General features: G+C 60.2%; 25 protein-coding genes and 1 tRNA gene. 5 read left to right on the plus strand and 21 right to left on the minus strand.

What is annotated here, in order from left to right:
- Positions 1-52 precede the first annotated feature (52 nt).
- The 6 genes from M653_RS0107095 to M653_RS0107120 form a co-directional block, all read right to left on the minus strand.
- Positions 53-739 carry a TerC family protein gene (locus tag M653_RS0107095; protein ID WP_027142706.1) on the minus strand — a complete coding sequence of 229 codons (687 nt, stop codon included), beginning with the start codon at positions 737-739 and terminating at the stop codon, positions 53-55.
- 184 nt (positions 740-923) lie between these two features.
- Positions 924-1,331 carry a DUF930 domain-containing protein gene (locus tag M653_RS0107100; protein WP_032935075.1) on the minus strand — a complete coding sequence of 136 codons (408 nt, stop codon included), beginning with the start codon at positions 1,329-1,331 and terminating at the stop codon, positions 924-926.
- 110 nt (positions 1,332-1,441) lie between these two features.
- Positions 1,442-1,735: a TfoX/Sxy family DNA transformation protein gene (locus M653_RS01000000132175; RefSeq protein ID WP_051442613.1), complete on the minus strand. Its 294-nt coding sequence runs from the start codon at positions 1,733-1,735 to the stop codon at positions 1,442-1,444.
- A 64-nt stretch (positions 1,736-1,799) separates the two neighbouring features.
- Positions 1,800-2,471, minus strand: a complete 672-nt coding sequence (locus tag M653_RS0107110) for a DUF2161 family putative PD-(D/E)XK-type phosphodiesterase (protein ID WP_027142708.1) — start codon at positions 2,469-2,471, stop codon at positions 1,800-1,802.
- A gap of 95 nt (positions 2,472-2,566) precedes the next feature.
- Positions 2,567-3,373, minus strand: coding sequence for an alpha/beta hydrolase (locus tag M653_RS0107115; RefSeq protein ID WP_027142709.1), 807 nt, complete (start codon positions 3,371-3,373; stop codon positions 2,567-2,569).
- A gap of 174 nt (positions 3,374-3,547) precedes the next feature.
- A complete protein-coding gene (locus M653_RS0107120; protein ID WP_027142710.1) occupies positions 3,548-4,345 on the minus strand; it encodes a sterol desaturase family protein in 798 nt (265 codons plus the stop codon).
- Positions 4,346-4,705: 360 nt separating this feature from the next.
- Between M653_RS0107120 and M653_RS0107125 the strand changes: the two genes are divergently transcribed.
- Positions 4,706-4,900 (plus strand): hypothetical protein, encoded by a 195-nt coding sequence (locus tag M653_RS0107125; RefSeq protein ID WP_245262070.1) that lies wholly within the window; start codon positions 4,706-4,708, stop codon positions 4,898-4,900.
- Between the two features lie 28 nt (positions 4,901-4,928).
- Here the strand turns inward: M653_RS0107125 and M653_RS0107130 are convergent, their stop codons facing one another.
- A complete protein-coding gene (locus M653_RS0107130) occupies positions 4,929-5,879 on the minus strand; it encodes a LysR family transcriptional regulator (protein WP_027142712.1) in 951 nt (316 codons plus the stop codon).
- 132 nt (positions 5,880-6,011) lie between these two features.
- On the opposite strand from M653_RS0107130, the gene M653_RS0107135 reads away from it, so the two are divergent.
- Positions 6,012-6,728, plus strand: a complete 717-nt coding sequence (locus M653_RS0107135) for an SDR family NAD(P)-dependent oxidoreductase (RefSeq protein WP_027142713.1) — start codon at positions 6,012-6,014, stop codon at positions 6,726-6,728.
- Positions 6,729-6,866: 138 nt separating this feature from the next.
- On the opposite strand, the gene M653_RS0107140 is transcribed toward M653_RS0107135, so the two are convergent.
- A complete protein-coding gene (locus M653_RS0107140) occupies positions 6,867-7,079 on the minus strand; it encodes a hypothetical protein (RefSeq protein WP_140711572.1) in 213 nt (70 codons plus the stop codon).
- 733 nt (positions 7,080-7,812) lie between these two features.
- On the opposite strand from M653_RS0107140, the gene M653_RS1000000136605 reads away from it, so the two are divergent.
- The gene (locus tag M653_RS1000000136605) at positions 7,813-7,989 is read left to right on the plus strand and encodes a hypothetical protein (RefSeq protein ID WP_156938156.1); all 177 of its coding nucleotides are present in this window, start codon (positions 7,813-7,815) and stop codon (positions 7,987-7,989) included.
- A gap of 88 nt (positions 7,990-8,077) precedes the next feature.
- Here the strand turns inward: M653_RS1000000136605 and M653_RS0107150 are convergent, their stop codons facing one another.
- The 13 genes from M653_RS0107150 to M653_RS0107215 all read right to left on the minus strand — a co-directional run bounded on the left by M653_RS0107150 (position 8,078) and on the right by M653_RS0107215 (position 18,674).
- Complete coding sequence (locus M653_RS0107150) at positions 8,078-8,287, minus strand: AlpA family phage regulatory protein (RefSeq protein ID WP_027142716.1); 210 nt, start codon at positions 8,285-8,287, stop codon at positions 8,078-8,080.
- A gap of 55 nt (positions 8,288-8,342) precedes the next feature.
- Positions 8,343-8,885, minus strand: a complete 543-nt coding sequence (locus M653_RS0107155) for a hypothetical protein (protein ID WP_027142717.1) — start codon at positions 8,883-8,885, stop codon at positions 8,343-8,345.
- A complete protein-coding gene (locus M653_RS0107160) occupies positions 8,882-9,217 on the minus strand; it encodes a head-tail adaptor protein (protein ID WP_027142718.1) in 336 nt (111 codons plus the stop codon). The genes M653_RS0107155 and M653_RS0107160 overlap by 4 nt, the downstream gene beginning before the upstream one ends.
- A complete protein-coding gene (locus M653_RS0107165; RefSeq protein WP_027142719.1) occupies positions 9,214-10,440 on the minus strand; it encodes a phage portal protein in 1,227 nt (408 codons plus the stop codon). Before M653_RS0107165 ends, M653_RS0107160 begins: the two co-directional genes overlap by 4 nt.
- Complete coding sequence (locus M653_RS0107170) at positions 10,437-10,961, minus strand: HK97 family phage prohead protease (protein ID WP_027142720.1); 525 nt, start codon at positions 10,959-10,961, stop codon at positions 10,437-10,439. The genes M653_RS0107165 and M653_RS0107170 overlap by 4 nt, the downstream gene beginning before the upstream one ends.
- 2 nt (positions 10,962-10,963) lie before the next feature.
- On the minus strand, positions 10,964-11,242 hold the full coding sequence (locus M653_RS01000000132180) for a head-tail connector protein (RefSeq protein ID WP_051442614.1): 279 nt from the start codon (positions 11,240-11,242) through the stop codon (positions 10,964-10,966).
- The gene (locus M653_RS0107185; RefSeq protein ID WP_027142721.1) at positions 11,242-12,504 is read right to left on the minus strand and encodes a phage major capsid protein; all 1,263 of its coding nucleotides are present in this window, start codon (positions 12,502-12,504) and stop codon (positions 11,242-11,244) included. The genes M653_RS01000000132180 and M653_RS0107185 overlap by 1 nt, the downstream gene beginning before the upstream one ends.
- A gap of 573 nt (positions 12,505-13,077) precedes the next feature.
- Positions 13,078-13,383 carry a hypothetical protein gene (locus M653_RS0107190; RefSeq protein ID WP_156938157.1) on the minus strand — a complete coding sequence of 102 codons (306 nt, stop codon included), beginning with the start codon at positions 13,381-13,383 and terminating at the stop codon, positions 13,078-13,080.
- A gap of 17 nt (positions 13,384-13,400) precedes the next feature.
- Positions 13,401-15,008, minus strand: a complete 1,608-nt coding sequence (locus tag M653_RS0107195; RefSeq protein WP_027142723.1) for a terminase TerL endonuclease subunit — start codon at positions 15,006-15,008, stop codon at positions 13,401-13,403.
- Positions 15,008-15,415, minus strand: coding sequence for an HNH endonuclease signature motif containing protein (locus M653_RS01000000132185; protein ID WP_084636488.1), 408 nt, complete (start codon positions 15,413-15,415; stop codon positions 15,008-15,010). The genes M653_RS0107195 and M653_RS01000000132185 overlap by 1 nt, the downstream gene beginning before the upstream one ends.
- Positions 15,412-16,908, minus strand: a complete 1,497-nt coding sequence (locus M653_RS1000000134915; protein ID WP_051442615.1) for an AAA family ATPase — start codon at positions 16,906-16,908, stop codon at positions 15,412-15,414. Before M653_RS1000000134915 ends, M653_RS01000000132185 begins: the two co-directional genes overlap by 4 nt.
- 269 nt (positions 16,909-17,177) lie before the next feature.
- The gene (locus M653_RS0107210; protein WP_084636490.1) at positions 17,178-18,464 is read right to left on the minus strand and encodes an integrase arm-type DNA-binding domain-containing protein; all 1,287 of its coding nucleotides are present in this window, start codon (positions 18,462-18,464) and stop codon (positions 17,178-17,180) included.
- Positions 18,465-18,584: 120 nt separating this feature from the next.
- Positions 18,585-18,674, minus strand: a tRNA-Ser gene (locus M653_RS0107215).
- Positions 18,675-20,664: 1,990 nt separating this feature from the next.
- Between M653_RS0107215 and M653_RS0107230 the strand changes: the two genes are divergently transcribed.
- Both M653_RS0107230 and M653_RS0107235 read left to right on the plus strand, forming a co-directional pair.
- Positions 20,665-21,888, plus strand: a complete 1,224-nt coding sequence (locus M653_RS0107230; RefSeq protein ID WP_027142725.1) for a septal ring lytic transglycosylase RlpA family protein — start codon at positions 20,665-20,667, stop codon at positions 21,886-21,888.
- A 95-nt stretch (positions 21,889-21,983) separates the two neighbouring features.
- Entirely contained in the window at positions 21,984-23,147 is a 1,164-nt protein-coding gene (locus tag M653_RS0107235; protein ID WP_027142726.1) for a D-alanyl-D-alanine carboxypeptidase family protein, read from the plus strand.
- The last annotated feature ends 15 nt before the right edge of the window (positions 23,148-23,162 follow it).

Genomic DNA, 23,162 nt, shown 5'->3' on the forward strand with positions numbered 1-23,162 from the left:
TTCAGCAATCAAGCAAACCTGTCGATTGGCTGGTCCACGCCATCAGGGTGGCTCAGTGGCCTCCCGATCCGAACCAGGGTGCCAAAAAAGCGAAATGACCGGGGAATTGCTGCACGGCCCCATCAAGCAGCATCTTGACCGCGACATAGAGGATGATGATCAGGCCGACATAGGCAATCCAGCGGTATTTGTGCAGCAGGCGCGCGACGAACGACGCGGCAAAGCCCATCAACGCGATCGACAGCGCCAGTCCGACAATCAGTACCGTCGGATGGTTCATGGCCGCGCCCGCCACGGCAAGGACATTGTCGAGCGACATCGACACGTCGGCAATGACGATCTGCCAGGCGGCTTGCGAGAAGGTCTTGCTGGGCCCCTTGCCGCCGACGACGCCATCCTTGTCGAAGTCGCCGTTCGACAGCGCTTCGGTGGCGTCGCGCTCGTCGTCGTGGCTGACACGCAATTCGCGCCACATCTTCCAGCAAACCCACAGCAAAAGCAGGCCGCCACCGATAAGCAGCATGGGACCAATGGTCAGCAGCCATTGCGTGATCAAGGCGAAGAAAATGCGAAGAACGGTGGCTGCCGCGATGCCGACAAGAATGGCTCGCTTGCGCTGGCTGACCGGTAGGCCGGCCGCCGCGAGGCCGATGACAATGGCATTGTCGCCCGCTAGGGCAAGATCGATAGCGATGACCTGAAGAAGAGCCGAAAAGCCCGCGGTGGTAAAAATTTCCATCGACCTGGAAGCCCTTCGTCGAGTGTTCGTCGTCGATCGTCCAAACGGGCCTAAAGGCATGGTCCGCTGGCGTCAAGTCGCGGCACCGGACAACGCTGGAAAACCATTTTCGTGGCGGTGGAACCACGCGAGATTCTCAACAGCCGCCGACTGCAGCCAGATGCCGGCGCGAGCCCGCGAGAACCTAATCGTAGAGATTGTACTTCGCCCAGTCGGCCTCCGGGATCTCATCCCCGATCCGATAGCGGAGCTGGAGAACGTCCATATGGTCCGGCCCCGTCTGGCATTTGAATTTCAGCCGGTACCATTGTCCCTTGCTGCGGAACGCCGCACCGGGGCTCCGGATCGCGTCGGCGCTCATCTCTGGCGTCGCGAAGGCGTATGCGACGACGCGGTCGGCCTTGAACTTGCGGTCGTCATGAGAGATGCGGTCGAGGATTTCGGCGTCGCAACGTTGTTCGAGGCGAGTTTGCGGGTCGAGTTTCAGGAGGCCGGCGCGCAGGGCGCTGTCCATGGCGCTGGCCGGAAAAGCCAGGGCCAAGGACGCCACGGCCGTCATACATAGTGTCTTCATGGGTGGGACAAGCAGCATGTTTTGTCTGAAAAATCAACCAACAGGCCTGGCAGGTTCCCGTGTTCAGGCGGTCGGCGCGTTCAAAATCCCGTGTCGTGTTTCATCGTCGGACGACCGCGGCCAACGGATCAGCGAGGCGTGCGTAACGCCGTCCCCAAGACTTGGCCGGCGCCAACCTGTTGTCGGAGAAACACCTTTGTGTCCTGGTCGAGATTCCGCCAATCGCAGTCGCACAATGCAGCTTCCATCGCATAGAGCGCGAGGATCGTCACATGCCGGCCAAATCGAAACTTCAGGCGATGATAGGCTTCGACCGAGCCGAGATTGCGCAAATCGTCGTCGGAGACAATGTCGATTTCCGCCAACATCCGCGCCATCGCCGGGCCAAGGTTTCGCATGTCCAGGATGCGCACCATCACCATGCATCCCCTGGTTCGATCGGCAAATCCCGCTCAAACTGACCGACGGCATAGAGCACGTTCACGATCATCCTGGCGAACTGTCCGGGGCCTGCGGCCAACGGATCAGCGAGGCACGGCCAGCGTCGGTGAGATCGTAGACGCCGCGGTCGACGCGCGCGAACCAGCCATAGACATTATGCAGCAGGATCTTTGGCGCAAGCGGCGTCAGCGCCTTCAGGTCGCGTGGGCGCTGGGGCCCGTCCGCCAACGCCGCGGCGCAGGCGAGGGCGCTCTGCCGGTAGGCGGTCATGATCGGAGTGCGCGATCCTCCGCCGGCGACAGGATCGCCGCGGCGGCGCTGGTGCTCGTCGACCAGGCGAGAACGCCGTCTCGCATTCTTGCGCGGCGCCACGGCGATCGGACTGAGAAGCACTTCGACCCGATCATTGGCGGTTACGCCAATCAGGCCGAAGCCGAGCCGACGGCAAAGGTTGCGGAACCTGGCATCGCTTTCGCGCCCCTTGCCACGCGCCGACATGCGCGCCGCCAGCCACACTTCATCGCAAGCAGCCGCGCGGTCGACGCCCTGCAGAACCAGCTCGAGATTGAACTGCAGCTTCAACTCGCAGATGACGACGATCGGCGGCTCTCCCTCGCGCAGCGCGACGATATCGCAGCCGCCGATTTCGCCTTTCACGACGAAGTCGAGGTTTTCGAGGAAACGCTTCACCGGCGCATAAAGTGAGGTCTCGTTCATGCCGCAAGGCTAGCCGATTCGACGTGAAAAGCCTCGCAGGCGAAATGATGTCTCGCGTGCATGGCCCGGAGCTGGGACTCCGGAGGCGGCAGGGCTCAAGGATGAATTTCTTTGAGGAAAGCCAACAGCACGCGATTGAACTGGTCGGGGCGCTGCAAGGGCGCGAAATGACTAACCTCGGGCAGCATGACCAATTCCGATCCCGGTATGCTGTGGGCCAGATAGATCGCGTGCTCGTCCTTGATAAACTCGTCGTGCTCGCTTTGGACGACCGCCACGGGCACGCCGATCTCTCCCAGTTCGGCGGCGCCATAGTTGGGTTCGGTCTTCATCATCAGGCCGACAGCTTTCACAAACGCATCGAATTGACCTGGCGTGGCCGACAGCTCGGCATAGTCCTTTTTATGCCGGCTGAAACACCGCTCGATGACCGGACTGGCCTCGAACTCCTTCGTGCCGCTGGGATCCATGTTGCAGCCGAAGAAGAACACACCCGCGATGCGATCGGCGGCCTTCATCCCAAGGATCAGGGCAACGCAGGCGCCATCGCTCCAACCCACTGCGATAGCCTTGTTCAATTGCAGGCGGTCCATCACCGCCAGGACATCCGAGGCCATCAGTTCGTATTTGTACGGCCGTTCGTCGCGGGTGCTGCGTCCATGGCCTCGGCTGTCGACAGTGACGACCTGATAGCCGTGCTTGACCAATGACGGGACCTGAAATCCCCAATTGCCGCTATGGCCAAGGCCGCCATGCAACAGGATCACGGGATAACCCGTCCCAAACGTCGCGTACCAGATCTTTGCGCCCTCGTGCTCCACCTGACCTTCGTCCGCCGCGGCCGGCAAAGGAGCGGCGCCATGCGCTTCGAATTTCGTGAGGTCGTCGTCGCGATAATCCATGCCGAAACCAGCCTCGTGGCAAATTGCGCAGGACCTACATTTATCGCCGGCACCCGCCGATACCAACCCACGAAGGAATTTCTGCTGCATCAGCCGACACGACAAGTGGGGTTGTGTTGCCGCCATGAACGCCGTTCGGCGCGAAGCAGCCACATCGGGCGGCAACAGCCGCGGTCAATATTTGCCGTCAGCCTTTGCCCGATTCGATCGTTTCCCGCGGCGCAGCAGTGGGTAGCCAATCTGTCCGAAGTAGCTGGAGGGGACCGGATCATCGACGCCATACTTCTCAGGCACTTTGTTGCCTGTCGCATTATAGGTGCCGAACACCACGTCGAGGAGGGGCAACTGTCCGGCGAAGTTCTTGTCATAGGCTTCGCGCTGGTTGGCATGGTGCCAGCGATGGAACTGCGGGCTGGCGATAAGCCACTTCAAGGGGCCGAACGGAATTCGCAAGTTCGAATGAACGAGCAGCGTGTGCCAGAAGTAGATGACGGAAAAGACCCCGATCGAAGCTTCGGAAAATCCGAGAAAAAAGATCGGAGTCAGCGAAATTGCCTTCGTGATTATGGAGTCGACGGGGTGAGAGTGGAATGCACCGAGCCAGTCCAGTTCCTCGATGCCGTGATGGACCGCATGGAACTTCCAAAGCGCGGGGATTTCGTGAAACGCACGGTGTGCCCAGTAGACACCTGTATCGGTAATCACGATGATTTCAGCGACCTGCAGCCAGATTGGCTGGCCGCCGATCGCGTGCGTTACCGATTGCGGGACCAGCATTGCAGCGGCTTCGAGCGTGTTCGCCGCGATCAGGACTACTACTGCCTTTATGACGAGGCCGTTGAACAGCACATAGATCAGGTCGACACCCAAGCCGTTGCGCAGGATCTTCTGCGGTCGCTCTGCAAACAGATGCTCGAACGGAATGAAGATCAGCGCGCAGATCAGCAGCCCCTTGATGCCAAAGATATCCATTCGACCGCTATCGCCTTGCCTTTGGCCAGCGCCACCCGCGCTTCAGTTTCGAACAGAACCACACTTCTCCTTTCGAAAGGCTTGATGCCGGCCGCCTGTGTCATGCTCACGGCTTGTCACGCACTCGCCGGGTGTCACATCCGCGTCGCAAGCTGGCGCTACTTGGTCGGCGCGCGCTTGTCGAACGCAGCGCAACGCGCGTCCTCCCAGGACTAAGCCCTCCGGGTCCCTGCCGGCGGGGTTTTTCATTTCCAGAACCATATTGTCGGTCGCGAGTTGTCCTTGCTATTGTGGCATTGCGGTCAGCACAGGGACGCCCATCATGGACGCAGCGAAATGAGTGCGATCGGCGACACTCTCATGAGGATCGTCACGCCCGACATGTCTCCCAAGCAGCTTGTCAAAGCTGCCCGGAAAGCGCACCCCAAGGCCTCCAAGAAGGACATTGCGAGAGCAGCCTTCTTCTCGATCATCGCGAACGCGGACCAGGACATCGGCAAGGCCAGGAACCTGCAGGCATTTGCCATCGCGGAGCGCACACAGCAATCGGACTGAGCAAGTCGGCGCCTTGGCGTTGGTCTTACTATCGCTGCGCGATCACGCTTCCTCGCCGGGGATAAGCCGCCCGGCAGACCGACATGACGGTATCGCGCAGCCAACGATGCGCCGGGTCGGCGTCCATGCGAGGATGCCACATCGCCGATATCTTGAACTCCGGAATGAGAAGCGGGAGCTCGAAGCTCTCGAGACCCGCCGTGACGGCATGGTCGCTTGCGCCGGCATTGCCGAAACACGAGCGCGGCACGGTCGCGACCAGATCCGATTGGCGCACGATCCGCATTGCATCGGGGTAGCCGGGCACGACAACCACGACGGTGCGTCCGAGGCCAAGCTTCACCAAGGCTCCATCGATCGGCTCGACGACATTTCCTTCCCGTGATGCCACCACATGCTTGCAGGCGGCGTAGCGTTCGGGCGTCACACCCGCACCCGTCAGAAGCGGGTGTCCGGCCCGGGCCACGCCGACATATTTGTCGTGGAACAGCAACTGGGTGCGTATCTCGGGCGCGGACGTTCCAAGCAAACCGATCTCCAGATCGATGAGACCTTCCCGAAGCGGACGCGCGTCCTTGTCGGGCTTTGGTGCGAAGCGCAGGCGCACACGGGGCGCCGCACGGGTGACCGCAATCACGACCGGGCCGGAAAGGAATTCCAGGAATGCCTCGCTGGCGCGAATGGTGAATGTCAATTCGAGCTTGGCCAGGTCCAGGCGCATGTTTTGCGGCCGTAGAACAGCTCGCACGTCCCGGCTGAGCTCATGGACGCGATCGCGCAATTCCGTGGCGTGGGGCGTGGGCACAAGCCCGCGTCCGGCCCGGACGAGCAGCGGGTCGCCGGTGGCAGCGCGAAGTCGCGTGAGCGTCCGGCTCATCGCCGAGGTGCTCAAGCCGAGCCGGCGGGCCGCCCCCGTCACGCTGCCTTCGGCAAGCAAGACGTCCAGCGCCACGAGAAGGTTCAAGTCCACATTGTCCATGGCACAGCCTTATCGCAGCTGTTCTGGCAGACATAGCGCCGGATGCAATCATAGTTTGAATTTGGCGCGTCTGGCGCGTGGCTTCCGCTTGCCCATATCTGCGTTCACCCAGCAAACGAAAGAGATTGCCCAATGTCCGCAGACGTTCTGAACACCCCATCAGGTACAGCCCTTCTTATCGGCGCATCGCGCGGCCTCGGCCACGCGATGGCGGCCGAGTTCCTCAGGAAAGGCTGGCATGTCGTTGGCACGATCCGGGAAAGCGGCGGCCGGACCAAGCTGCACGATCTCGCGGATGAGTTCGACGGCCGGCTCGAAATCGAGACGGTCGACATCTGCGAGCCCGATCAGGTCGCGGCCTTGCGCGACCGGCTGTCGGGCAGGGCATTCGACATAGTGTTCGTCAATGCCGGCGTGACAAACAACCCGGCTGAAACGATCGCTGATGTGACGACCGACGAGTTCGTTCGCGTGATGGTCACAAATGCACTCAGCCCGATGCGTGTCCTCGAGAGCCTGGAGCCATTTGTCCCGGCGACCGGTCTGATCGGCGTGATGTCGTCCGGGCAGGGCAGCATTTCCAACAACGAAACAGGTCAACGTGAGGTCTACCGCGGCAGCAAGGCGGCGCTGAACATGTTCATGCGAAGCTTCGCGACCCGTCATGCCGCAACATCGCGTGCCATGGTGCTGATGGCGCCCGGATGGGTCCGTACTGAGTTGGGCGGACCAGATGGACGGCTGAGCATCGAGGAAAGCGTGCCCAGCCTTGTGAACGTCCTGCTTGCCAGGCGGGGAACCCCGGGGTTGACCTATGTCGACTATCTCGGCCGCACCGTCCCCTGGTGATATAGGCCCGCCAAGCGGAACGTCGCAAACGTCACCGGCACCGCACGATGGTTCTGGAGAAAGAGGGACAAAGGTTCGGGCGTCGGCGCTCAATCCTTGAGCGTCGGTCCTGTGCGGAAAGTGCAGGCGTCTGAAAGCCTACATGTTGCTGGCGGCGTGATGCTGCGGCGGAGCCGGTCTGTTCTTGGCGGGCCGGGGTTTGATGTGAACCGGCCGATCGGCGAGTGTTTTCACTATCGGCGGCATGACGCGCTGCTTGGCAGCTACGCGCTCGCGTTTCACCATCTTGGCGACAAAGCTCCGCACTTCAAACATAAAGGGCTCCTCCCAGATGCCCTCCCGCGAGTCCATCGTACGCCTGCTGAAGGCCAACCGCATCTAGATTCGGCATGGTTAACCCGCCTCCCTGCCTTTGCTGCCGCTCCTCGCCCTCTCCGCAGCGCTGGCCGTCGTCGGCGCCCCGCTGCTGCACTGAAAGGAAACACGATCCTCCCACATCAAACCTGCATATTTGCAGGTTTAGCTCGGCTGCTCAGGTGCCCGGGCTTTCTTCGTCTGTGGCGGAAAAGTCACGCAACCCGGATAATGCGGTGCTTCAACTGCTGCGCGCTTATTATCCAACCAGGCGAGGCGTATCGTCATCGAGGGTAAAAGGGGGCCACCCTTGACCGCACGCGTTTCATTTCCTCCCATGAACTAGCGCCCGCTGCGCAAAACGTGGCGGGCGTTTTCTTTAAGTCAGGGCGTCAAGGCCCGGCGGGGTTCGGCTTCCGGCCCTTTTCATTTTGCCAAATCTTAGCCAATAGGAACATATTCCGCGCGCGGCGATTTTGTCATTCCGAGGCCGCACCTCGCCCAAAACCATTGCCGATGCGATTCGTTTTACGTCACTTGCGGCATCCCAAGTGCAAACATTCCGTCAAGTTCGACCTTGCGGCGTTAGGCGCGCCCGCCTGGGGCTTGAGCACGCTCATGCACGGTGACTTGGTGAAGATGTTCCGGTGCGAGTGCAAGCAGGCGGGCAGGGACCAGCGCCCGGTGTTCTTCACCTGTATCCCGGATTATGGCCGAATAGATCGGGAGATTGGCAGAAAGGGCCGACTCTTCCCAGGGCCTTATTCTGTGCAACGCCAAGCAGCCAGGGAAAGCTTGGCCAAAATTGGCGCTGGCTGCTGAGATTGTTGAGCAGATGAAGAGCACACCGCAAGGTAAAAATGAAGAAACCTCGGTGATTTTCAATGAGATATGGCGGAGGGAGTGACCGTCTATCTAATCTATACATCATATTGATATCATTTATCATTCATAACGCCAGTGCGACAAAATACCCGTAAAAGTACCCGGCTCGATTATGCGGCTTTTTGGACGGGCAGCCCTGTGATCCATGCGAGGATTTCCGACTCAAGCCATCGCACACAGGCTTCGCTCAAGACACGCGGCCGAGGGAAGGATTCGGCATCCATCTTACGATAGATCGTGCTACTCCCGAGACTCGTCATCCGCATGACTTCTTTGAGCTTCAGCAGGCGATCGGGCAGATTGTCGTTGTCAGCGTGCATTGTCTTCCTCCGTTGAGCAGGCCGCCCGCCCATTACGGGCAGACGGCAAGATGCATCAAAGCCCAGCCTGGTCCATAGTTTCCGAAACGGCAGGGCTGACGCCAAGAAAAGCGTGTAAGCCTGCCGCATCGTCTACTGGGTCAAGGTGCTCGTTCATGCGGGCAATCTCGCACTCCGCTTCCGCAATGACTTCATCGATCGGCTGGCCGTTTGCCGTGCCGATCTTGAAGGTTGCCGGAAACACACGTCGCTCAATCTTGCCTGCCTTCGCATCGGCTATGGCCTCGACGCGGGTCTTTTTCGCCGGAGCCGGCAGTTTGCCGCCCATCCGCTCATACATGTCCAACAGCTTCTCCTTGAGGTCAGTTGCGAAAGCGCCCTTATGCAGCCATTGGATCACCGGCTGACCGCCTTGCACGGTTGCGAATGGCGCCATGGCTACGTAGCCACGGTCAGCCGACCATGACAGCACCACGCCTTTGATGTTCGTGTGCAGTTCAGGAACGTAGATGTCGGCATATGCAAGCTTGGTGAAGGCCCGCTTGCCGTCGTCGTTCTGGAAGAATGTCATGCCGCGAATTTCGGTATTGAAGGTCATGTTGCGACTCCGCTTTCCACGAGGAGGTCGATATAGTCGCCTCGCTCGGCCTTAATGATTGATCTGATGTTGAATGCTGTTCCGGCACGCGCATCAAGCGCGCGCCAGTCTGTCGTCACGACGGCCACAGGGCCGCCATTGCGGATCGTGATGACGATGGGCTGCACGCCCGTTAGCCGAGCGGAGAGGACTTCCTCGCTTCCCTTGAGGTAGCGGATCCTGGCAGGCACAGTAGCGACGTCGAACCAATCGCTAATGGTATTTCCATGCCCGTCGTCCATCTCCACGAAGTCTTGCAGAGTCACCAGTTCGCGAAGCTGACCGGCGCTCATGCCGCCGCCTCATCGATCTTCGCCTTGTTGTCATTCGCGCCGACTAGCCCCATGTTCAAGGCTTGGACGAACTGGTCCCCATCCGGGATCTTCGACATGTTCTCCATCGACCTGATCTCGTTGGTGGACAACCAGCCGCCTTCGCGGCCGACGCGGTATGCGTTGTACCTGTCAACCAAACTGCCATGGAGCAATCCGTCCAAGTCATGCTCGATGAAGAGCGACTTTCGGCTTTCCGGCGACAGCAGGGCCACGTTCATTGTCTGCTCGATACGCTTTGCCCATGGCTGCAAGCAGCGCTGAACCAAGGCTCGGCTTTCACCCTCGACATTCGAGTATGTGGCCTGATCAACAATGCCGGCTGCGGTAGGCGGCACGCCAAAGATGCGGCAAACATCAAGGTTGGAAAGCTGACGGCTAGCCAGGAATTCCGAATCCTTGCTGTTGAAGCTGATGTTGGACCATGTGGCGCCGCCGTCCAGTACTAGGGGCTGATTTGCCTTAAGCGAGCCGATCAGCCTGTTCTGGAATTTGGTGATAATGTCTTCCTTGCCAGCGCCGGAAAGCTTGTCTGGAAACGTTAACAGACCGCTTGGGCGGAAGGCATTTTCTGCGGCGGAACCGGCTTGCTCCTGTTGCGAAAGCGCAAGCCCAAAGGTCGCCGCAGCGATCGAGATTGGTGACTGACCGAGGAAGCCGGTCGTTCGGTCGAGCCTGTATCTCAAGTGCAAGATTTCGTCGGCTAGCAAGGTCTCCGTGCTAGCGACCGTGATCGGACTAACACGATATCGCAACCTACCGGATGCAAGCTGTTCGACGGAGACCCTGCTTGCCGGGATCGGATGCAACGCCGCGACCTGGCCGCGACCGTTACGCTCTATCTTGGCAAAGGCATTACCGAAGAGAAGACACGAAACGATCAGTGCCTCGCGAGCCTCGTAGGCGGTAAGCAGGGACGAGGACTGCGACTGTAGGACGTCATGCAACGGATGGTCCGTTGCGGGCTCACGGCCTCCGTCTGCCGTCTTGCGGTACAGGACGAGCGGCACGCTGGCGAGGTTTTCCGCAATGACCGAAATACAGCGATGGGCCACGGCATGGCCCGCCGCCGCCTCAGGGCTAATAGGCGTGCCGGTAGCCGAATAGTACGTCGTGCCTTGGAGGAGATCCCATGAGGTCAGGTCTCGGGTCTCCGTCTTCTTTCCGAAAGGCCACCAGTTCATCGTGCGGCCTCCAGGTCGAGAAGCGCAATCCGGCGATCGGCGGTCGTGCGCGTAGCGGGCCGGGAACGGGCCTGCACGCTTGTGCCGCTGTAGGCTGGGAATGACTGGACAACGCTAATCTCGTGCAGTGTCACGGCTCTAAGCTCGCGCTTGTCGCCGCTCCAGACTTCGCCGCTGGCTTCGACCGTGAAGCCAAAGGATGCGCCGCCAAGATCGCCACGAGCGGCAAGGGCGAGAACGTCGCGGCCTGCCGATGTGTCGGGGATGTCTAGTTCGAAAGCGAGTCCGCGCTCATTTTCGGAAAGGCGCAGCGAACCGCTGCGCGTCCTCGCAAGCACCTTGCCGGAATCGTGGTCGACCAGGGCCAGAATGTCCTTGCCGCTTGCCAGGCTCGCCGCGAACGCACCGCGTTTGATCACTTCCCGGAAGTCGGTAATCCGAGTCTCTTGGTCGAAGACCGCGGCAAAACCGACCAGTTTCCGACCTTCGGCGCGAACCTCATGGGCCGCGCGAGTTTCCATTGTCATATCGTTTGCTCCCTAAACGGTTGCAGCAAAGCGTCTACGCCGTAGGCAATCGCCTTCGGTGGTGCCTCGGTCGCTGCATCTCGGTTTGAGTACCAGTGGCTCACAAGTAGCAAAATGGCGTGCCTGACGGGCGCCTGAACCGGGGTGGCAAACGCCACCCCGATCTCGGTCACATACCCTTCGGCCGCCTCTAGAAGCGAGGTCACATAATCGTCGTCACTATCGAATGTGACGCGCAAATGTGCCTTGCCTTCCGCAAGGCTAACCGCGGTCATTATGCGGTCAGCATGTCTTTGATGGCAGCGAACGACTCGGCGTGGCGCACGGCCACATCGACGTCCTTCATAGCGCGGACCATAACCCGACCCTTGGCGTAAGCCGTTGTTTCATACGGATTAACCAGAATGTCTGTTCCCGAATAGTTGGCGATAATCAGGTCGGCGAAATTGCCGAAGATCAGGGCCGAAGCAACCGCGCCCGACGTGCCCTTGACCAGGTTGGACGGCACCAGATTGGTGCTGGCCAGCACATAGCCAGCGAGCGAGCCGGGTGCTTCCTGCAGCATCACGGAGTCGGTTGCCGAAACCTTCTGGGTGCCGCGCATTTTCTTGACCGCCTTGGGGTTGGTCAGGAAGGCGCTGCCTTCGGCGTTGGCAGTTTCGAGCGCGGCAATCAGGTCCAGAATCGACTGCCAGGTCGGTACGGCGCCGTTGGTGCCTAGCGCCACGGAACCGATACCCGACGTGCTCAGGATACCGGTCGGCGTGTTTGACGTGCCGTCGCCGGCAATGGCCTTGTCGTCAATCGCGTTGGCAATCACAGCGGCCAGGTCGTTGCGGACCAGCTGCTCGATGGCAGGAACGGCGTTGATGAGGGTGCGGCGGCTAAACGACGTCATTGCGCCAACCGTCTTCGGCGCCAAGTTCACGTCATCGAAGGCGGCATCCGTTTCGGTGAGCGAGCCGTCTTCGGCAACCCACTGGCCGGTGCTAGAGCCGGTCTGGCGCGGGATGTCGACGTTGCCGACGAGACCGTCCAGAACAGTTGCGCCCAGCCTGCCGACAACGAGCTTGGCCCGCAGGCGATCGATGAAGAGGTCGGCCCGGTGCACGTTCGGAATCAGGTCGGCAGCGGACGAGCCAGCAAGCAGGGTGCGCCGCTCGAGGAATACCTCGTCCGGAACTGCGATGCCCTGAAATTTGCGGCCGGAACGCTTGGCAACTTCCTGCGACATTTCCCGCTCAAAGCCGGCGTCGACGTTATCGCCGATGGCGGCAGAGATGGCCTTTGTGATCGAGAAGCCGCGAGCGCGTTCCTCGTACTGGCCGTCACCGATATTGTCGGACGACACGATGGCGGGCGCGGCACGCTCGAAGTCGGCCAGCGTCTTGGCGCGCCCAATCTGCTTATCGAGATCGCGAACTTCGGTTTCGAGCGCATCGAACTTCCCGGCCTTATCGCCGGTCAGGTCGTTGCCAAGAGCCTTCATATCGACTACCTTGGCGGCACGCTGTTCCTGAAGTGTATGAACGTTCATGTAATGTTTGTCCTTTCGAGACAGTTGGTAGAAATGAGGGGTTCGCGGTCGTTTCCTAGGCCACCGCGGCCCCTTTGCTTTCCCGTAGGTACCTACGGGTTTTCCGGCCTAACGCCGGAAACACGAATAGCCCGCACGGCTGATGCCGGCAGGCTGAAAACTTTTAGGATTTTGAAGCGCCTCCCAGCGCGAGCCTTGTGGCTCTATTCATTCCGGCGCCCCTGTTGCCGGCTTCTATATCTTCCACGCTTTTCGCGCGGTGCTTGTGAGCGGCCTCGACCGCTACCTGAAGATGCCGAATCGGTATCCGACCTTCAAAAAGTTATTATAGCACGTTTCCGCTTAGAAAGTCAATATGTAGTGGGTCGGTTTTCTAAAGAATCTACATCTAGTGGCTGCGAATCGCTCAGAAAACCCGATCTGACAATAGGATCGCAAATCATTGCGGCTTTTTTAGGTCCGAAGCACAAGATATGCGAATTTTTCTCGCCACCACCACTATATATAGAGTTGAGCCGCATAATCGGCAAGGAGCAGCCACGCAGGAGCAGGCGCCGCCGCATGGCTGCATAGCTATTTCTTCGGCCAGCCTTTCTCGTCATAGCCGCCGTCTAGGTAACTGCGGAGTGAGGTGAGCGCTGGACCGAAGCCGGAATAGGGCGAGGGCATTTCTTCCCGTACGTCACGCGTGAACCATCCCAGCCCCTGCTTCAGGCGCCCTAGCGTTTTCATGATCGCCTTGTCTGCGGAATGGTAGCGTTCAAAGTGCGATTCCAGCCGATAGTAATGGTCCCAAGCTTTGTCGATTTCTTCAATAGAGCGACCTTGAACCATGCCGTTTCGCAAGGCGTCAATTTCGGCTTTAGTTTCTTCATTCATAGTGCTTCCCCTGTTCTCTAAGCCGCCATAAGACACGCCGGCAAGCTATCATTCTCGTGCCGCCGCGCAATTCCGAGCGCGATTGTCATCGCCACTAGGCCATCGATTTTTTCTCGCGACCTGTCTTTATCGAGCTTGCGGTTTCCAGCGGCGTCACGGCTCACCGCCGCGTTTGCCGCATTCCATGTCATGACCGGGTGGTCGCCGTGCCGCAGCTTGCCGGATATCAGCAAGGTTTCCATGTAGTCGAGCGAGGGCGAAATATCGCGGTAGCCCTGGCCGAACTCGACAAGATTGACACTGATGTCGTCGTCGGCCAGGTCGCGCTGCAAATCCTTAATGCGCCAGCGGTCGAACCCGATCGCCTGCACATCGTACGTCTGCACAAGCTCGCCCATACGGTGCGAGATGAACGAATAGTCCGTTGCGGCGCCCGGCGTAGGCTCTATGAAGCCGTCCTTAGCCCATGAGAAATAGGGCACGCGGTCGGTGTCTTCCCGCTCGAGAAGGTTGTCGCCAGGACACCAAAAGAACGGCAACACGTCGAAGCCGCCTTCGTCGTCGGGAAAGACGAGCGTCAGGCAGCTAAGGTCGCGCGTTGAACCAAGATCCAAACCGCCATAGCAGCGCCGTCCGGCAAGCCCGGCAACGTCGACCTTGCCGCCGCACGCCTTCCATTCGGCAGCCCGTATAAACCGCTCCTGCGCCTCTACGCGGCGATTGAGGCGGAGGTTCAAGAACCGCGGCAGGAAGGACGCCATGCGCTTGGCGCGCTCCGCTTGTGCCCGGAATTCGGTTTCGTCTAGGAAGATGCCCCAAGCCGGGTTGCACGCCTTCCACACTTCCTCATCGAACGGATCAGCGTCATCCGGTGCGCATATCAACTGGCAATAGACGGTCGGGTCTTCGCCCCGCAGAGCATCGTCTATCATCACGGAAAGCGGATGGTGGTCGTTGGCCGCTTGCGTCGAAATGACGATGCCAAGGCTCTCTTTGCGCTTGCCTTGCGCGGTCTGCAGGTTGTGCAGCAGCTCGTCCGTCTTGGCCTGCGCAAATTCGTCGTAGGTCCAGAGGGAGGGCGCCAAGCCGTGACCACGGCGGACATCTGCCGACAGGGACTCGTAAAGCGAGCCCTTGCCGTCGCCGTCCAGAACCTCAATCCGCTTGTGGAAACGCTGGCAGTTCGTGCGCTCCTCGAACTCAGGCACAGCGGAGATTATGGCTTCCATCTCTCGATACAGGAGACCGGCTTGCTGCTTATCGATGGCTGCGCTGTAGATTTCGCCGCGCGGTTCGCTCTCCGGGCCAAGCAGATGGGCAAGATTTATTCCTGCTAGGAAACCGGTCTTTCCCCCGCCGCGTGGCTGACTCTGAATTGCCAGCCGCACTTTGCGCCGACCGTCTTCATCGACATTGCCGTACACATTATCGATGAATTCGATCTGTTCCGGCAGCAATTTCATAGTCTGGCCGGCCAGGATGCCCTTAGTGATGGGCAGGAACTCCATGAAGGCGACCAGCCGCTCGACGCGGGTGAGGTTGGGCGCCATCCATGGCAGATCACGGGCCGGTGCCGATATGATGGATTTGCCCTTAGCGCGGGCGCCAGGTCCACGCAGGCCCATTAGACAAACTCCCAATTGGTTTCAGGTGAAACTAATTCTTTCTTTGTGGGGCACGGCGGTCCCCGGCCGGTCGAACCTGGCGATGCGAAGCCCCCAGGCGCCCACCAGTCGTCTTCATCGTCCAGCGGGTTGCCCTCGACGTCGCAGCCCTTGAAGCGCGAGCCGCCTTTGCTATCCGCGCTATCGACGCGCCGTGTCTTGCTGTTGTGGCACGGCAAGCACAGGCTCATGAGTCGGTCGATCGGCGGGAACGGATCCCCGCCTTTCTCGATTGCAACAACATGGTCGACGGCAATGGCAGGCTCGATCACTTCCCGCCGTACGCACGCCTCGCACAATGGGTCAGTCGATAGCTTGGCTTGCCGCAAGCGCTGCCATGCGGCGGTGTTGTAAGGCCAACGGCTCATGCTGCCCTCCGCAGGAAGGTGGGCACGCAATCGGGGACTTCACTCTCTAGTGTTCCCCCCTCAGAGTCCTCAGACTCCTCAGTCTTAGTACCCATAGGAGGATAGTGTGAGGATGAAGACTGAGGGGTCATAGGAGTCTGAGGGGTTGAGACATAGGAGCCGTAACCTTGCTTCTCGGCTTCGCCGGCCGCGACCATCTTGCGGAGCAGATAGTTGACGTTGGGCAGCTTCATGCCGGTTGCCGTGACGATCTCGGCTGGAGTCATCGGGCCACTGGCTGCGGCCAGAGCTTCCATGATCTGCTTGCGCTCGCCGGAACGCTTCACATCATCGACGTCGCCAAGCACAGACCAGCGCCCACCGTCGAACTTCAACGCCTTCTCAACTTCCTCCACGTCACGTCCGCGACCGTAGAGTTTCGGGCCGTCTGTGGTGCGATTGAGGATCATGATGGAGTCCGCCGCGCCGGTTAATCCGTTCGTGCCGGATATCATTTCAAGGGGATCTTCCGCTTCGGCCTTCCTGACGTGGGTCACGACCACCACGGCAAGCCGATGTTCGCTGGCGAACCGCTGCAATGGCGAAAGCGCCTCGTAGTCCGCCGCATAACTGTCTTGGTTCTTGCCTTTGGGCGGCCGCACAATCGCCAGCGTGTCCACGATGATAAGGCGCGGGTCAGGCACGGATTGCCGCCATTTGTCGAGCATCTCAATCAATCCGGCCCCGATCTTGGGCGCTTCGGTCAGCAGGGAAAGGCGCGACATATCCGGACGCTTGAACCTCGGTAGCACCACGCGAAGCCGGTCCTGCAAACGACGCTGGTTATCTTCCAATGCCAAATACAAAGCGTCGCCTTGTTCGCACTCCGCACCTAGCGACCGCCCGCCGCTGGCAACGGCAACGCCGAAGTCTAGGGCCAGCCAGGACTTGCCGAGCTTCGGCCTGCCGCCAAGCAGTGTAAGACCTTCCGCCACATAGCCGGGTATGACGTATTTGATGGGCGCGAATTCCATGCCGAGCAGCGTTTCCGCGTCGATCGATGCGAACTTGGGCTTGTTGTCGTTTGCGGCCTTCCGCGGCTCTGGCGCGGCTTCAACCGTGACTGTCTTACGTGCTGGGGCCTCCGTCTGTTCGGCCCTTAGATCGCGGGCCACCATGCGGATGGCAACGGCATGGTCATGGGCAGGACCGGAGAGTGCTGCAATAATCGCACTGCCGGTTTCGCCATCGAGGTACATGAACGCGGCTGTATCGCCATCGCATTCCGGAATATCGGAGACAAGCACGCACCACCGCATGGCCTCGTCAATGTCTGCGGGATCGGTTTCGGCACGCTGGAACTTGTCCGCGGTCAGCGTGTGGTCTTCCCAGCCGACATCTGCGGGCCGCACCTTGACTGTGCCTTTGGCTTTGGCTGCGCTGGTGTAGAAGAAATCGCCCAATCGGGCAGTGTCGCCGGCCTGGATAAGGTCGAGTAGGGTTTCACGCTGCATTACGGACTCCGGAATTAGCACTCGCAAGGGCTGCGCCAGCGGCGCGCGTTAAGGAGTCGGCCAAGGCCGGGGCGAAGGTGGCGACGTTGGCGCCGAAGGCATGGGGGGCATGAACTCGCCGCCCGCGTGGGCCTTCAATGAGTTTCACATTGTAGAGGCGAAGCTCTGGGGTTAGCTGCACGTCGAACCGTGCAAGGGTGCTGCCGGAACCCGGAGGTTCGAGGCGGATATCAATGATATGCAATATATGCTCCGTTTCGTGATTTGATTTACCGTCTAGGCCCGCTCAAAAGCTCTCGGGCCGGTCTTGCTCCCTCAAGAATGAGGTCGGCCCATAGCTGGGCAAGTTCCCGTCGCCGCTCTAAATGCAGCGCGCGGTTATAGGCGCCTTCCACCTTGTCTTTCGGAACGTGCGCCAACATGAGGTCGATAACGGGCTTGTCGGCCCGAAACCGCTCATTCATCACTGACGAGAATGTCGCTCGCCAGCCGTGCGGGACGTGCTTGTGATGATACCCGGCCCGATTGAGCAAATACCCGATTGCGTTCTCACTCATGGGCTTGTGCGCATGGCGGGTGTTGGGGAAGGCAAGCGGGCCGCGTCCCGATATCGTGCGAAGCGCTGCGATTGCATCCACCGCTTGCCGCGACAGCGGCACTAGATGGTCGCGGGCTTCGTCTTCCTTATGCTGAAGTCGCATTTTCATGCGTTCGGCGGGTATCTGCCAAAGGTCAACGCCAACGGGCCACTCCGCCCAAGGCGTCGTCGCAAGCGTGCCGGGGCGAATGGCGGTTAGCGCAAGGATCCGAAGCGCAAGCTTCGTCACCGGGTGTGCCGTCTCGGCCTCCGCCTTCACGAGCATTTCGCGGGCCTTGTCCAAGTCGGTTATGGCGGGCTGCTTGCCTTTCTTCATTGGCGCCATTGCGCCTTTGACGATCGCGGCAGGGTCGTTTTCCGCCCGGCCAGAAGCGATGGCGTAGACGAAGATTGCCGACATGCGCTGGCGGATACGGCGTGCCGTTTCTTTCGCTTCCCGCTTCTCGACAACGCGAAGCAAAGCCAACACCTCCGCCGCGGTAATATCCTTGATCGGAACATCGCCAAAGGTGGGGAATACGTCGCGCTCTAGACTGACCAGCACGTCGTGCGCGTGCCGTTCCGCCCACTGCGGCTTTTGCAGTTCGTACCATTCGCGGCCGATCGCCTCGAAGGTGTTAGCCGTGCTTGTGACGTGCGCCAGCTTCCGGAGCTTCTTGGCGATGCCAGGATCGCGCCCGGCCCGGATGGTGGCCTTGGCCTCGTCACGAGCCGAACGAGCATCAATGAGCGAAACTACCGGGTACGCGCCAAGTGAAAGAAGCTTTTCCTTCCCGCCAAATTCGTACCGGAAGCGCCAAAGCTTCCCGCCCGCCACGCTGACAAACAGGTGTAGTCCACCGCCATCTGCGAGTTTGTAGGGTTTGTCCGCTTTCTTCGCGTTCCTGCATTGCGTGTCTGTGAGCATGTTGCTTTCCCCTTGAAATACCCGGTTCAAAGGGAACATACCCGGTTTCATACCCGACTTCCACCGGGTAGGTGCGGCAGGGTTTGGCAAAGCATGGGAACGGAATACCGCAATATTCCTCGCCTTTTCAAGGCATTGCGGCAATGTATGGGTACGTATGGGAAAGGTAATTGGCGGAGGGAGTGGGATTCGAACCCACGGTGAACTTGCGCCCACGCCGGTTTTCAAGACCGGTGCCTTAAACCGCTCGGCCATCCCTCCAAGTAATTACAAACGCTGCGCTTTTTTTGATTCTACGTCCGGTCGAGAAATGCCGGCTGCTGCGCACTTTGCAACTATTTGCCTTTTCGATCGCTGCTTATAGCCGCCTGCAACGCGACGTCAACTTGCTCCTTGTCTCCGCAGCGTGGAGATGTCCCCTCAACTCCTAGCGAAAGTCCGCTGCCCGAGGCAGCGGACCGCTGCCCGAGGCAGCGGACGTTCTTGTTTTTGGAACCCGAGCCTCCCGTCCTTGTTTCTGGAGAGAACTAAAGGAGGCGCATATGGAACCGAAGTCATCACGCGACATGCCAGGTCCAAAGCCCCGCAAGGACAAAGACAGAGACACCCGAGAGGCTGTCGTCAAAACGCCCGAGAAGACGAACAATCGGGACCATGATGCCCTGCATGGAGATGACGATACAATCGACATACGGCCTGAGCTGGGCGTGGAGTCGAAATAGCCGACCCCGCCGCCCATCGTTGACCTATGCTGGCCTCGAACAGGCCCGCTACCGTTCCTCACACCTTGAAACCTCTAGGCCGCTTCTCACGCGTTAAGAGATAGCTTGGGTTTCCAACGCTCCGGTTATGTCCCTTGATTCATCCTGGAGACTTCCGGCGGGCTTTTTTGCATCTGGTGGCGGGACGGCGGCCGACGCAGCTCGCTCTATTTGCAACAACTGCAGTAACAGTTGATTCAACCATTGCTGGTATCTTCAGGCTAGTATGGTGGCGGCTCCGACAGTGCGGCGGGGGCTGTGTTGCCGGAGCCGCCTGCGCAGTCCGGATGGGACTAGACCGCGCTGTCTCAGAATAGGACAGCGCGGTCAACGATCCGTTAATTTTTGCGATCTCGCAGGCCAGGCGGGCATCAGCCGTTATCCCTCAGCTTCTCGACCGTGGTGACGATTGATACCGCCAGCGCTTCGGCCTTATCCAGAGGGCTTGGTTGCTAGTTAGGATCGCCTGCCCTCGATCCTCCGTGGGATCCGCCGCCGGCGTTGTCAGAGTGGCCTCGCTCGAACAGGAACTGAGTATGGACCTGACCGGGAGGGCCGCCTTGAGGATGACCGGGAGGGCCGGCGTGGGGGTGGTTCTTGTCCCCCCCTCCGTTGCCAGGACGTGATCCGCCTGATTTGGCAATCGCCTTGGAATTCAAGCTTGTGCCGAGCAGGAGAGTTACAGCCGGCGGCGTAACCGCAGCGAAACGCCCCGCCTTCTTAAGAAAGTCCCGGCGCGCTTGAGATTCCGATACAAGGCCCTGGTCGAGTTTCGAGCCGTTCGTGTTCTGGGTCGACATGTATAAAGCCTCCAATTCAACACTACCGTACCATTCGCAGCATCGGCCGCCAGCAAGCTAATGGGCTTAGATGGGTGTATGAAAGAAGTAGAATTCTTAGAAGAGGATTCCGCCCGCGCCGGTCCCGCCGGTGCCATGCATGAAGAAGGTTGGTTTTTTCTACTTTTTAGCCATAGCTAACGGAACAAAAACGTTCAAAATCTATTGAATTGGCAGTTGCGTAAGCGTTGCGTTGTTAAGTTCTGGATTGAGCCTACATTCGGTAAGCCGTCGTTGCCCGCCCTCGGGAGAAGCCTCCCGAGGGCGGCGACTGAACAGCCCTTCCTGATGAGAACTACCAAATGCATACGCAGAAACGCGACGCTCCGCGCTCGCGGGCGCGATCACCGTTGTTCCTGGCCTTGGAGCGGCTTTCCGACGCCGGCAACTTGCCGACGAAGCGGAGATCGACCGCCTGATCGCTTCCTGCAGGCAGGCTCCGCAAAGGCATACCTCTCCCTAGCCAACGACAGGACGGGCAGTGTCACAATCTTGCCCGGTTCCGGCCACAATCGGTTAATACCGTAATAAACAATTCCTGCGCACAAAGGATCGGGGTCCGAGACATCGTTGGCATTGTCGAGTGAGTGCTTGGCTCCTCTGATGGTCGGATACGACGTCTTTGGTTGAGACTTTAGGGGACAATCAAGAATGCAGGCTGTGACGCACCCGCGTCTTCGTCGCGTTGCCACGGCTGCGTTGCTTGCAGCGTCTGCTGCATTGCTTGCCGCTTGCGCGTCGCAGCCTGAGCCGAAAGGCATGGTCTACAAGAAGACCCGCTCCAAGGAATATTTCGCCGAGACCGAATATGGCGTGAAGGCCAGTCCGCGCGCTGCCTTCATGCGGCGCGGCGGCGGCCGCGACCAGCTCGGCAAGCCCTATCAGGTGCGCGGCAAGTGGTATTATCCCAAAGAAGACAAGAAGTACGCCAAGGTGGGTCTGGCCTCGTGGTATGGCGACGCCTTCCATGGCCGGCTGACCGCCAACGGCGAAGTCTACGACACGGCGCATCTGACGGCGGCGCATCCGACCATGCCGCTGCCCAGCTATGCCCGCGTCACCAACCTCGAAACCGGCAGTTCGGTGATCGTGCGCGTCAATGACCGCGGCCCATACCATGAGGGCCGCATCATCGACGTCTCTGAGCGAGCCGCGCAGATGCTGGACTACGACAAGGTCGGCACCGCGAAGGTGAAGGTCGAATATGTCGGCCGCGCGCCGCTCGACGGCAATGACGACCAGTACCTGATGGCCTCTTACCATCCAGGCAACCGCATACCGGATCCGTCGGATGGCCTGCCGACCGGCGTCATGGTGGCCATGAACGGGCCTTCGCCGAGCCTTCCGGTCGGCGCGGCCGCAGTGCCGTTTCCAGGTCAGCTGACCGATGCCGCAACCCCGGTGCAGGGGCAGATGTCCGCGCAGTCGGCGGCCTTCGGCGATCTGGCGCTGCCCGATTTCGGACCGATCGTGCCGGAGCGGCCGGAGATCAGCCTGCCGCCGCAATCGCCGTTCGCCATGGCCTCGCTGTCATATGCGAATGAACGCGTCCATCACGCAGATGTTTTTGCCGCTCTGGATGACAGCGGCATGTCGCCCGCCGATATCCTGCGGTCGTGGAAAAAGAACGGCCGCCAAGCGGCGCCGTCCAGCCCAGATTATGTCGCCGCCGGCACGTTCGACGATGCTACCGAAGCCAAACGTGTGGCCTCGGCACTAAAGCCCTTCGGCAGAATAGAAATCCAGCGCTCCGATCTCGACGGCAATGACTGGTATGCGGTCAACCTCTATCCGGACGGCCATGGCGGCCTGGACGAGTTGCTGAAGGCGGCATGGTCCCACGGTGCGCCCGATGCGCTGGTCGTGCGCGACTGATCCAACAGCCGGCTTTCCGCCCGGCTGTTGATCCCTCAGCGAAAAAGCCCGATAGTTTCGGCACGCCGGAGGGGCCGGCCAACGGGTCGAATTTCATGCAGTTTCGCTTGCTACAGCCTTTTGCCGGGTTCTTTCTCCTCGGCCTCCTGCTCACGCTTTCGCCGGCCCAAGCGCAGCTTTTCGAGACCAAGGCCGCACAGGCCTTCATGATCGATGCCGACACCGGCACGGTGCTGTTTTCGAAAGATGCCGACAAACCCATTCCGCCGGCCTCGATGGCCAAGCTGATGACGATGGAGGTGGTTTTCAACGCCCTCAAGTCCGGGCGCCTCAAACTCGACGATACGTTCGTGGTCAGCGAGAACGCCTGGCGCAAAGGCGGCGCGCCGTCGGGAACCTCGACGATGTTCGCCAAGCTCAAATCGGCGATCCGGATCGAGGACCTGATCCAGGGAGTGACCGTGCAGGCCGCGAATGACGGCTGCATCGTTATCGCCGAAGGCATGGCCGGATCCGAGGACAATTTTGCCGCAGAGATGACCGAACGCGCGCGCCAGATCGGCCTCAAGACATCGACTTTCGTCAATTCGACCGGCCTGCCTGCCGATGGCCAGCAGACAAGCGTGCGCGAGCTGGCGCAGCTTGCCCTGCATCTGTGGCGCGAATACCCGGATTTCTATCGCTACTATGGCCTGAAGGATTTCACCTGGAACAAGATCTCGCAGAGGAACCGCAACCCGTTGTTGGCGATAGACATCGGCGCCGACGGCCTGGCTGTCGGTGCAAGCGAGACATCCGGCTTCGGCATCGTCGCTTCGGTCAGCCACGGCGGCACACGGGTGATCGCGGCAATGAGCGGGCTGGCCAATGACAAGGAGCGCGCCGAAGAAGCGCGCAAACTGCTCGATTGGGGCGTTCGTTCCTTCGCGAGGACCGAGATCTTCGCCAAGGACGAGGTGGTCGGGGAGGCCCAGGTCTTTGGCGGTGCGAAATCCGGCGTGACGCTGAAGGCAAAAGGTCCGATCGACATTTTCCTGCCGATCACCAACCGCGACAAGCTGACGGCCAGGATCATCTACTTCGGCCCGGTCGCCGCACCGGTGGAGGAGGGGCAACCGGTGGGCGCACTGCGGGTCTGGATCGGCGACACGCTGAGCCAGGAGACACCGTTGTTCGCCGCCGAGTCGATCGGCGTCGGCACGTTGCCGCAACGCGCGCTCGACGCCGTCAAGGAACTGGCGGTCGGCTGGCTTCGATAGTGCCGACGGCATGGA

Source organism: Mesorhizobium sp. WSM3626, from assembly GCF_000513935.1.
Classification (GTDB): Bacteria; Pseudomonadota; Alphaproteobacteria; order Rhizobiales; family Rhizobiaceae; genus Mesorhizobium; species Mesorhizobium salmacidum.